The organism is Pseudomonas sp. NCHU5216 (genome assembly GCF_052156495.1).
Classification (GTDB): domain Bacteria; phylum Pseudomonadota; class Gammaproteobacteria; order Pseudomonadales; family Pseudomonadaceae; genus Aquipseudomonas.
This window is the reverse complement of record NZ_JBQLIX010000073.1, coordinates 1-10312: the sequence shown is the minus strand read 5'-3', so window position 1 is coordinate 10312 and position 10312 is coordinate 1. Positions and strand designations below refer to the sequence as shown.

The window sequence follows — 10312 nt, the reverse complement described above, 5'->3', positions numbered from 1 at the left end:
AAGGTCGCCGGGGGGCGAAACGGGAGACATCAGCTAAACACCGATAAGCAGCTTGAACACCGAAACCAACACACAAAATTGCCAGTCCGGTATCAATACTGATTTCCCCGAGAGTCCGCGAAGAATCGAAAAAAACGCCGCACTCCGTTGCCGGATGCGGCGTTCTTTTCTACGAATCACTGGCAGGGCTCACAATGAGCCCTGCAATGGCATCAAGCCTGCGGGCGCATGTGCGGGAAGAGGATGACGTCGCGGATCGACGGCGAGTTGGTCAGCAGCATCACCAGGCGGTCGATGCCGATGCCCTCGCCGGCGGTGGGCGGCATGCCGTATTCCAGGGCACGAACGAAGTCGGCATCGTAGTGCATGGCCTCGTCGTCACCGGCGTCCTTCTCGGCCACCTGGGCGAGGAAGCGTTCGGCCTGGTCTTCGGCGTCGTTGAGCTCGGAGTAGGCGTTGGCGATCTCTCGGCCACCGATGAACAGCTCGAAGCGGTCGGTCACGGCCGGATTCTGGTCGTTGCGACGGGCCAGCGGCGACACCTCGAACGGATACTCGGTGATGAAGTGCGGCTGCTCCAGCTTGCTCTCCACCAGTTCCTCGAAAATCATCACCTGCAGCTTGCCCAGGCCTTCGTGGCCGAGCACCTTGGCGCCGGCCTTCTTGGCGATGGCGCGAGCCTTGTCGACGTCGTTGAGGTCGGCTTCGCTGATGTCCGGGTTGTACTTGAGGATCGAGTCGTACACCGACAGGCGCACGAACGGTTCGCCGAAGTGGAACACCTTGTCGCCGTACGGCACGTCGGTGCTGCCCAGCACCGCCTGGGCCAGCTCGCGGAACAGTTCCTCGGTGAGGTCCATGTTGTCGCGGTAGTCGGCGTAGGCCTGGTAGAACTCGAGCATGGTGAACTCGGGGTTATGCCGGGTGGAAACGCCTTCGTTACGGAAGTTGCGGTTGATCTCGAAGACCTTCTCGAAACCACCGACCACCAGGCGCTTGAGGTACAGCTCCGGGGCGATACGCAGGAACATGGCCATGTCCAGCGCGTTGTGATGGGTCTCGAACGGCTTGGCCGCTGCACCGCCGGGGATGGTCTGCAGCATCGGGGTTTCCACTTCGAGGAAGCCGCGGTCGTTGAGGAAGCGACGGATATGGGCGATCACCTGCGAACGCACGCGGAAGGTATGGCGGGTTTCCTCGTTGACGATCAGGTCGACGTAGCGCTGGCGATAGCGCTGTTCGGTGTCGGTCAGGCCGTGGTGCTTGTCCGGCAGCGGGCGCAGCGACTTGGTCAGCAGGCGCACGTTGTTCATGTGCACGTACAGGTCGCCCTTGCCAGAACGGGCCAGAGTGCCTTCGGCGGCGATGATGTCACCCAGGTCCCAGGTCTTGATCGCTTCCAGGGTTTCGGCCGGCAGGCCCTTGCGGTCGACGTAGACCTGCAGGCGACCGGAGGTGTCCTGCAGCACCATGAAGGCGCCCCGGTTGAGCATGATGCGTCCGGCGATCTTCACCGGAATGGCAGCGGCTTCCAGCTCTTCCTTGCTCTTGCCCTCGTACTGTTTCTGCAGGTCGGCACAGAGGCTGTCACGGCGGAAATCGTTGGGGAAGGCAATGCCCTGCTCACGGACGGCAGCAAGCTTTTCCTTGCGCTGGGCAATCAGCTTGTTTTCTTCCTGTTGCAGTTCGTTGTGGTCGAGTTGTTGGTCGCTCATGGCGGGTCGTCCCGGTCAAATCATCATTCTGGAAAGATCGCTGCAGGTTGAAGCGAATGCCTCCTCCGAGGCTCATTCGCTCCACTTGCGGCTTGTAGCTTGAAGCTTGCGGCTGCTGTCAAAGCCCCTGCTTGAGGCTGGCCTCGAGGTAACCGTCGAGGTCGCCGTCGAGCACCTTCTGGCAATCGCTACGCTCGACGCCGGTACGCAGATCCTTGATGCGCGAGTCATCGAGCACGTAGGAGCGGATCTGGTGGCCCCAGCCGATGTCCGACTTGGAGTCTTCCAGCGCCTGCGAAGCGGCGTTGCGCTTCTGCATTTCCAGCTCGTACAACTTGGCCCGCAGCATCTTCATGGCGGTGTCCTTGTTGGCGTGCTGGGAGCGTTCGTTCTGGCAGGCCACCACGGTGTTGGTCGGCACGTGGGTGATACGTACCGCCGAGTCGGTGGTGTTGACGTGCTGACCACCGGCACCGGAGGAGCGGTAGGTGTCGATGCGCAGATCGGCCGGGTTGATCTCGATTTCCACCTTGTCGTCGATCTCGGGAGAGACGAACACCGCCGAGAACGAAGTGTGGCGACGGGCGCCGGAGTCGAACGGGCTCTTGCGTACCAGGCGGTGCACGCCGATCTCGGTGCGCAGCCAACCGAAGGCGTATTCGCCCTTGATGTGCACGGTGGCACCCTTGATACCGGCGACTTCGCCCTCGGACAGCTCGACGATCTCGGCACTGAAGCCGCGCTTGTCGGCCCAGCGCAGGTACATGCGCAGGAGGATGTTGGCCCAGTCCTGGGCCTCGGTGCCGCCGGAGCCGGCCTGAATGTCCAGGTAGCAGTTGTTCGGATCCATCTCGCCGCTGAACATGCGGCGGAATTCCAGCTTCTCGAGAATCTCGCGCAGGCGCTCGACTTCGGCGACGATATCCTTCACCGCGCCTTCGTCGTTCTCTTCGGCAGCCATTTCCAGCAGGTCGCGGGAGTCACTCAGACTGCCGGTGAGGTCATCGATGGTTTCGACGATCTGCGCCAGCATGGCGCGCTCACGGCCCAGGGCTTGTGCGTATTCGGGCTTGTTCCAGACGCTGGCGTCTTCCAGCTCGCGGTTTACTTCGACCAGGCGATCATGCTTGTGATCGTAGTCAAAGATACCCCCGAATTGACTGGGTTCGCTCGGACAGGTCCTTGATGGCGTTGAGGATTGGATTGATTTCCATGGTAGTGGGCACTCGCGGCAAATCGGACGGAAAAGCCGCAGAGTATACCTGAGCGCGAACGCACCTGGCAGCCTGCTTGCAAGAAGGATTCTCCAGACGCCGGATCAGCGGCTCTCTATACTTGGCCCCATGCTCCCTAAGGATGAATCGTCTCGATGCCTCTCTCCTACAGTCTGCGCAGTCGCTTCGCCCTCGTCATCGCCCTGCTGGTGTGCGCCCTAAGCTGGATGTTGGGGACATTGATCGGCCAATACAGCAGCCAGCAGTTTCGTGAGGATACCGGCCGCAACCTGGCCGAGCTGTCCTACAGCATGGCCGATCGCCTCGACCGTGACATGGCCGGCCGAGCGGCAGTGCTACGAGTCCTGGGCAGCTTGCAGGCGCTGCGCCAACCGAACGATCTCGGCGAAGTCCGCCAGTTGCTCGACAATCTGCAGAAAGAGATACCCAGCATCGCCTGGATCGGCTTCGTCGACCCTCAGGGCACAGTGCTGGCCTCCAGCAACGGCCTGCTCGAAGGCGCCAGCGTCGCGCAACGCCCGGTGTTCCTGGAGGCCCAGAAGAAAATCTTCATCGGCGATGTGCACGAGGCGGTGCTGCTGGCCAAGTTGCTGTCGAACCCCTCGGGCGAGGCGATGAAGTTCGTCGACATCAGCTTGCCGATCAAGGGCAGCGATGGCGAACTGGTCGGCATACTGGCTTCGCACCTGTCCTGGGGCTGGGCCTACGAGGTGCGCAGCTCGCTGCTCGAACCGATTCAGCAACGGCGCAACGTCGAGTTCTTCGTCATCGGCAAGGAGGGCTCGATACTGCTCGGCCCACGCGAGATGCTCGGCCATCCCCTGGAGCTGCCCAAGCTCGCCGACCTGCAACCGGGTAACAGCCAATGGGCGGTGCAACGCTGGCCGGACGGCAACGAATACCTCACCGGCATGACGCGCAGCCAGGGTTATCAGGACTATCCCGGCCTGGGCTGGACGGTGGTGGCACGGCAATCGGTGGAACAGGCCTATGCCCCCGCCCATCGCATGCTGCTGAGCATTCTCATCTGGGGCAGTGCGCTGGCCTTGGTCTTCGCCCTCTTCGGCTGGTTGATCAGCGGCTACTTCACCCGACCGCTGCAGGAAATCGCCGAGGCCGCCGACCGCCTGAGCGATGGTGAAATCAGCGAGATTCCAGAGATGCAGGGCAGTCGCGAGATCACCCAGCTAAGCCAATCCATTCGCCACCTGGTGGAAAGCCTGACCCTGCAGAAACGCGCCCTCGGCGCCATGGAAACCCTGGCCCACCATGACCCGCTGACCGGCCTGCCGAACCGCGTGGCCCTGGAGAAATACCTGCCTCAGGCACAGCAGCATTGCCAGGCTCAACACCAGTGCCTGACTCTGCTCTACCTCGATCTCGATGACTTCAAACCGATCAACGACACCTATGGTCACAGTGCCGGCGACCACCTGTTGCGCGAACTGGCACAGCGCCTCAAGAGCAACCTGCGCGACGGTGACATGGTGGCACGCCTGGGGGGCGACGAGTTCCTGATGATCATGCTGGTCAACGCAATGGATGCTCGCCAACAGGCCCGCCAGGTGGCCGAACGTGCCATCGCCAGCCTCGGCCAGCCAGTGAGGCTGGGAAGTGATGAAGTGCGCATCAGTTGCAGCATCGGCGGCGCCATCTGGCCGCTGGATCATGCCGACCTGGGCGAGGCGCTGGAGCTGGCCGACCAGGCCCTGTACCGGGCCAAGCAGCAGGGCCGCAACCGCGTCGAGTTCCAGCTCGGCAAGGCCGAGCTCGACTCATGAACCGCCCATGTCGGCGGCGATCATCTGTGCGGCCTTCTCGGCAATCATCAACACGGGCGAGCAGGTGTTGCCGGAGGTGATGGTCGGCATGATCGAGGCATCCACCACACGCAAGCCGGCGATGCCGTGCACGCGCAGGCGCGCATCGACCACGGCGTCAGGCCCCGCGCCCATGGCGCAGGTGCCGGCGGGGTGGAAGATGGTGGTGCCGATCTCCCCCGCCGCGCGTTGCAAATCCTCTTCGCTGTCGTAGCCCGCCCCTGGCTTGTACTCCTGCGGCCGGTAAGGTGCCAGTGCCGGCGCGGCGACGATGCGCCGGGTCAGGCGGATGGCAGCGGCCGCCACCTGCAGGTCACGGGCATCGCTCAGGTAATTCGGGCTGATGCGGGGTGCATCCTCGAGCCGCGCCGAAGCGATCTCGACGCGCCCGCGGCTGTAGGGGCGCAGGTTGCATACCGAAGCGGTGAAGGCCGGGAAATCGTGCAGCGGCTCGCCGAAACGATCCAGCGACAGCGGCTGCACGTGATACTGCAGGTTGGCACGCGCCTGACCAGGATCGGACTTGGCGAAGGCGCCAAGCTGGCTGGGCGCCATGGACAGCGGCCCGCTGCGCTTGAGCAGGTATTCCAGGCCCATGCCCAGCTTGCCCCAGGGCGTGGCGGCGATGCGGTTGAGGGTCTTCACGCCCTCGACGCGATAGATCAGGCGTAGCTGCAAATGATCCTGCAGGTTCTCGCCGACACCGGGCAGCTCGTGCTTCACGCCGATACCCAGGCGTTCGAGCAAGGGACGCGGGCCGATGCCGGAGCGTTGCAGCAGTGCGGGGGAACCGATGGCGCCGGCGCACAGCAACACTTCACGGCGCGCCGAGACGCGCACCTGACGCCCCTGCCAGCGCAGCAACAAGGCCTGCGCCCTGCCCGCGTCCAGCTCCACCCGTTCGGCCTCGGCGTCGGTCAGCACATGCAGGTTAGGACGCTGGAGAATGCCACGCAGAAAGGCCTTGGAGGCATTCCAGCGCACACCGCCTTTCTGATTGACCTGGAAATAGCTGCAGCCTTCGTTGTCGCCACCGTTGAAGTCCTCGATGCTGGCGATACCGCTTTGTGCAGCCGCCTCGCGAAAGGCTTCGAGAATCTCCCAGGACAGGCGCTGGCGCTCCACGCGCCATTCGCCATCGCCGCCGTGCAGCGCACTGTTACCGGCGAAGTGATCCTCGCTACGCTTGAACAGCGGCAGCACCTCGTTCCAGGCCCAGCCGGCATTGCCCGCTGCGGCCCAGGCATCGTAGTCGGCAGCCTGACCGCGCATGTAGATCATGCCGTTGATCGACGAGCAGCCGCCGAGCACGCGGCCTCGCGGGTACTTGAGGCTGCGCCCGTGCAGACCGGGATCGGCCTCGGTGCTGAAGCACCAGTCGGTGCGCGGATTGCCGATGCAGTAGAGGTAACCGACCGGAATGTGAATCCAGGGGTAGTTGTCGCGCCCACCCGCCTCGATCAGCAGCACGCTGACGCCGGGGTCGGCAGAGAGCCGATTGGCCAGCAGGCAACCGGCGGGGCCGGCGCCAACGATCAGGTAGTCATAGGCATCCAGGGGGGCTTGCGACATGGGCGTCCTCGCGTGTCGTTCTTGTCGTTGGCCCACAGCCTAAAACAAGCGAAGCGCGAGGATGAATGATCTTTTGGTCTGAGAGCACAGCTCTCAGACGTGCTGCAGCTCGGCCCGCACCTGCGCCTCGAGCTCGCCCTTGAGCGCTGGCGGCAGTTGCAACTGGCGCGCCAGCTCTTCCAGGTAGGCGCGCTCCATGAAGTGCTCCTCGTCCACCATCAGCACACTGGCCAGATACATTTCCGCCGCCATTTCCGGCGTGCTCGCGGCGCTCGCCACATCGGCCGGATCCAGAGGCTTGTTCAGCTCGGCGTGCAGCCAGGCCTGCAACTCGGCGTCCTGCGCCAGCTTGCCCAACTCTTCCTCGATCAGTTGCCGCTCACGTTGGTCGACGTGGCCATCGGCCTTGGCCGCCGCCACCAACGCCTTGAGAATGGCGTGGCTGTGCTGCTCGGCCTGCGGTGCCGGCAGACGATCCAGGGTCTGCGGCTCGCTCGGCTGCGCCCCGCCCTGCTGGGCCTGTTGCGCCTGCCAGTTGCCGTAGGCCTTGTAGGCCAGCACGCCAAGCGCAGCCAGGCCGCCATAGACAGCCACCTTGCCACCGACCTTGCGCACCCGCTTGTTGCCCAGCAGCATGGCCAGCGCGGCGCCACCCCCGGCGCCCTTGAGCATCGAGCCGAGATCACTGCCACCGCCCTTGCCTGCACCGCCGCCAAGCAGGCCGCCCAGCGCCCCACCCAGCCCGGAAGAGGCACCGCCGGCCCCCTTCTGCTGCAGCATGTCCTGACCGGATTTGAGCAATTGATCGAGCAAACCACGGGTATTCATCGCGCATCCTCCTGAGGAAATCCCGTCGAGTGTAGGCCGCGACAATTGGCCCGGCAGCTAGGGCAATGCTTCCAGATATTACCGCTGGCCGGCTTGACAGCCGCCTGCACGGCCAAGCACCATCGGTCGACGATTCAGGCAACGGGCCTCCCATGTACGCCACCTTCGACACTCTGCCACTGCTCCCAGGCTTCGCTGCCTGCCAGTGCGCGTGCGTCGTCGTTGCCAAGAAATCCAAGAAACAGTCGCTCATTTGACCGGGGCGTGCTGTCCCGTCAGATGGGCTGACAGGACAAGCGCCAGGTTGCACCTTCCCTCCCGCTCGCTTCCCGCCCCCTCCCTGACGGCGACCCAGACGGTCAGTCGCAAGGAGTTTTTCGCATGTCCGCTTTTCAGGGTATCTGGGTGGCGCTGGTCACCCCCTTTCGTAACGGCGAGATCGATTTCGCCAGCCTCGACCGACTGACGGCCAAGCTGCTGGAGGACGGTGTCGCGGGCTTCGTGGTCTGCGGCACCACCGGCGAAGCCGCCGCGCTGAGCCAGGATGAGCAGCTCGCCGTACTGGATGCCGTACTCCAGCGCGTCCCGGCACAGCGCGTGATCATGGGCCTGGCCGGCAATCAGCTCAATGCCCTGCTCGACCTGCAGCGGCAAATCCAGCGCCGCCCGCTGGCCGGGTTGCTGGTTCCAGCGCCCTACTACATTCGCCCGTCCCAGGCTGGGCTGGAGCACTTCTTCACCACCTTGGCCGACGCCGCCGAAGTGCCATTGGTGCTCTATGACATTCCCTATCGCAGCGGTGTACGTATCGAGCGCGAGACGCTGCGACGCATCGTCAGCCACCGCAACATACACGCCATCAAGGATTGCGCGGGCGACGCGGAAACCACCATGGCGCTGATCGCCGAAGGTGAAGTGCAGGTGCTGGCCGGCGAGGACGTGCAGATATTCAATACCCTGTGCCTGGGCGGCGTGGGCGCCATCTCCGCCTCGGCGCACGTCCGCACCGATCTTTACGTGGCCATGCAGCAGCGTGTGGCGCAAGGCGATCTGCAGGGAGCACGCCAGTTGCACTACCGCCTGCTGCCGTGGATGCAGGCAGCCTTCTGCGAAGCCAACCCGGCAGCGGTGAAAGCGGCGCTGGCCTTGCTGGAGCTGACCGGCGACGAAGTCCGCGCGCCGATCCTGCCCTGCTCGCCAGCTAACCGCGAACGCTTGCGCCAGGTGCTGGCTGAGCTGACGGACTGACTCGCGGCCTTAGCGTGGAGCGATATGCGCCACCATCAGTTGCACGCTCTCGTTGCCGCGGAACTCGTTGAGGTCGAGCTTGTAGGCCAGCTCGGCCCAGCGCAGCGTGGGGTTGGGCCAGACCTCGCGGTCGATGTTGAAGGCGATGCCATCGAGTTGCACGCTGCCGCATTCGGTCTTGAGCACCAGTTTCAGATGGCGTTCGCCGACGATGCGCTGACCCACGATCTGGAACACGCCGTGGAACAGCGGCTCGGGGAAGTGCTGGCCCCAGGGCCCGGCATTGCGCAGGGCGCGGGCCAGTTCCAGGTGGAATTCGGTGGCGTCGAGCTGGCCATCGGAGAGCAGGCGCCCGGTCAGGTCGTCCTCGCAGAGCTGACGCCGCACCTCGGCGTCGAACGCAGCGGCGAAGGCACCGTAGTTGGCTTGCGGCAACGACAGGCCGGCGGCCATCGCATGTCCGCCGAACTTGCTGATCAGCCCCGGATGGCGCGCCGCCACGGCGTCCAGTGCATCACGGATATGCAGCCCCGGGACCGAACGCGCCGAGCCCTTGAGCATGCCCTCACCGGCATCGGCGAAGGCGATGGCCGGGCGGTGGTAACGCTCTTTCAGGCGCGAAGCGAGAATGCCGATCACCCCCTGGTGCCAGTCCGGCTCGAACAGGCACAGGCCGAACGGCATGTCGTCCAGTGAAAGATCCTTGAGCTGGGCCAATGCCTCGCGCTGCATGCCCTGCTCGATGGCCTTGCGATCCTGGTTGAGCTGATCGAGCTGCACCGCCATGTCACGGGCCAGAGCCTCGTCGTCGCAAAGCAGGCATTCGATGCCCAGGCTCATATCGTCGAGGCGCCCAGCCGCATTCAGCCGTGGGCCGAGGATGAAACCCAGATCGGTGGAAGTGATACGGCGATGGTCGCGCCCGGCGACTTCGAGAATCGCCCGCAGGCCAGGCCGCGCCCGACCGGCACGAATACGCGCCAGGCCCTGGTGCACCAGGATGCGGTTGTTGGCGTCCAGCGGCACCACGTCGGCCACGCTGCCGAGGGCCACCAGGTCGAGCAGCTCGCCCAGGTTCGGCTCCGCATGGCTGGCGAACCAGCCGGTCTCGCGCAGGCGCGCGCGCAACGCCAGCAGCACGTAGAACATCACCCCGACGCCGGCCATGGCCTTGCTGGGGAAGCTGCAGCCCGGCTGGTTGGGGTTGACGATGGCATCGGCAGCCGGCAACTCCGGCCCCGGCAGGTGGTGGTCGGTGACCAGCACCTTGAGCCCCGCAGCCTTGGCCGCCGCAACGCCTTCGACGCTGGAGATGCCGTTGTCCACGGTGAGCAGCAGGTCGGGCCGGCGCTCAAGGGCTACGGCGACGATCTCCGGGGTCAGGCCGTAGCCATACTCGAAGCGGTTGGGCACCAGATAGTCGACATGCGCCGCACCGAGCAGACGCAGACCGAGCACGCCCACCGTACTGGCGGTGGCGCCGTCGGCGTCGAAGTCACCGACGATAAGGATGCGTTGACGCTGCGCCAGCGCCTCGACCAGCAGCTCGACCGCAGCGTCGATGCCCTTGAGCTGCTGATACGGAATCAGCCGCGCCAGGCCCTTGTCCAGTTCCTCGGCGGACTGCACGCCACGGGCGGCGTAGAGACGGGTCAGCAGGGGCGGCAGATTGCCCAGGTCAGGCAACTGGGCGGGCAAGGGACGGGCTTCGATACGCATGTTGGGTCTATTTCAATTAGGACGGCTTTTCTCCCCTCTCCCGCTCGCGGGAGAGGGGCCGGGGGAGAGGGTCAATCCAGCAACACCGAGCCGCCGAAATGGGGGGGGCGCGCGCCCCCGCCCCCCCCCCCCGCGCGGAGGCGGAGCCCGCCCCCCCCCCCCCCCCCCCCCCCCC

Annotated in this window: 7 protein-coding genes; 2 read left to right on the top strand and 5 right to left on the bottom strand. The window is 64.9% G+C overall.

What is annotated here, in order from left to right:
- Window positions 1-212 precede the first annotated feature (212 nt).
- Entirely contained in the window at window positions 213-1715 is a 1503-nt protein-coding gene (lysS, locus tag ACSVIK_RS25765) for a lysine--tRNA ligase (RefSeq protein WP_442446977.1), read from the bottom strand.
- A gap of 118 nt (window positions 1716-1833) precedes the next feature.
- Window positions 1834-2929 (bottom strand): peptide chain release factor 2 gene (prfB, locus tag ACSVIK_RS25760; protein WP_442446976.1). Its coding sequence is split into 2 segments (ribosomal slippage): window positions 1834-2856 and window positions 2858-2929, totalling 1095 coding nucleotides; the frame shifts between segments, so codons are not numbered across the junction.
- A gap of 155 nt (window positions 2930-3084) precedes the next feature.
- Between prfB and ACSVIK_RS25755 the strand changes: the two genes are divergently transcribed.
- Window positions 3085-4731 carry a diguanylate cyclase domain-containing protein gene (locus ACSVIK_RS25755; protein WP_442446975.1) on the top strand — a complete coding sequence of 549 codons (1647 nt, stop codon included), beginning with the start codon at window positions 3085-3087 and terminating at the stop codon, window positions 4729-4731.
- Here ACSVIK_RS25755 and ACSVIK_RS25750 read toward each other — a convergent pair.
- Both ACSVIK_RS25750 and ACSVIK_RS25745 read right to left on the bottom strand, forming a co-directional pair.
- The gene (locus tag ACSVIK_RS25750) at window positions 4726-6342 is read right to left on the bottom strand and encodes a GMC family oxidoreductase (RefSeq protein WP_442446974.1); all 1617 of its coding nucleotides are present in this window, start codon (window positions 6340-6342) and stop codon (window positions 4726-4728) included. The two genes, ACSVIK_RS25755 and ACSVIK_RS25750, sit on opposite strands and share 6 nt — an antisense overlap.
- Before the next feature lie 93 nt (window positions 6343-6435).
- A complete protein-coding gene (locus ACSVIK_RS25745; RefSeq protein ID WP_442446973.1) occupies window positions 6436-7170 on the bottom strand; it encodes a tellurite resistance TerB family protein in 735 nt (244 codons plus the stop codon).
- A gap of 381 nt (window positions 7171-7551) precedes the next feature.
- On the opposite strand from ACSVIK_RS25745, the gene dapA reads away from it, so the two are divergent.
- Window positions 7552-8418, top strand: a complete 867-nt coding sequence (gene dapA, locus ACSVIK_RS25740; RefSeq protein WP_442446972.1) for a 4-hydroxy-tetrahydrodipicolinate synthase — start codon at window positions 7552-7554, stop codon at window positions 8416-8418.
- Window positions 8419-8427: 9 nt separating this feature from the next.
- Here dapA and recJ read toward each other — a convergent pair whose 3' ends face one another.
- Window positions 8428-10137, bottom strand: a complete 1710-nt coding sequence (gene recJ, locus ACSVIK_RS25735; protein ID WP_442446971.1) for a single-stranded-DNA-specific exonuclease RecJ — start codon at window positions 10135-10137, stop codon at window positions 8428-8430.
- Between the last annotated feature and the right edge of the window lie 175 nt (window positions 10138-10312).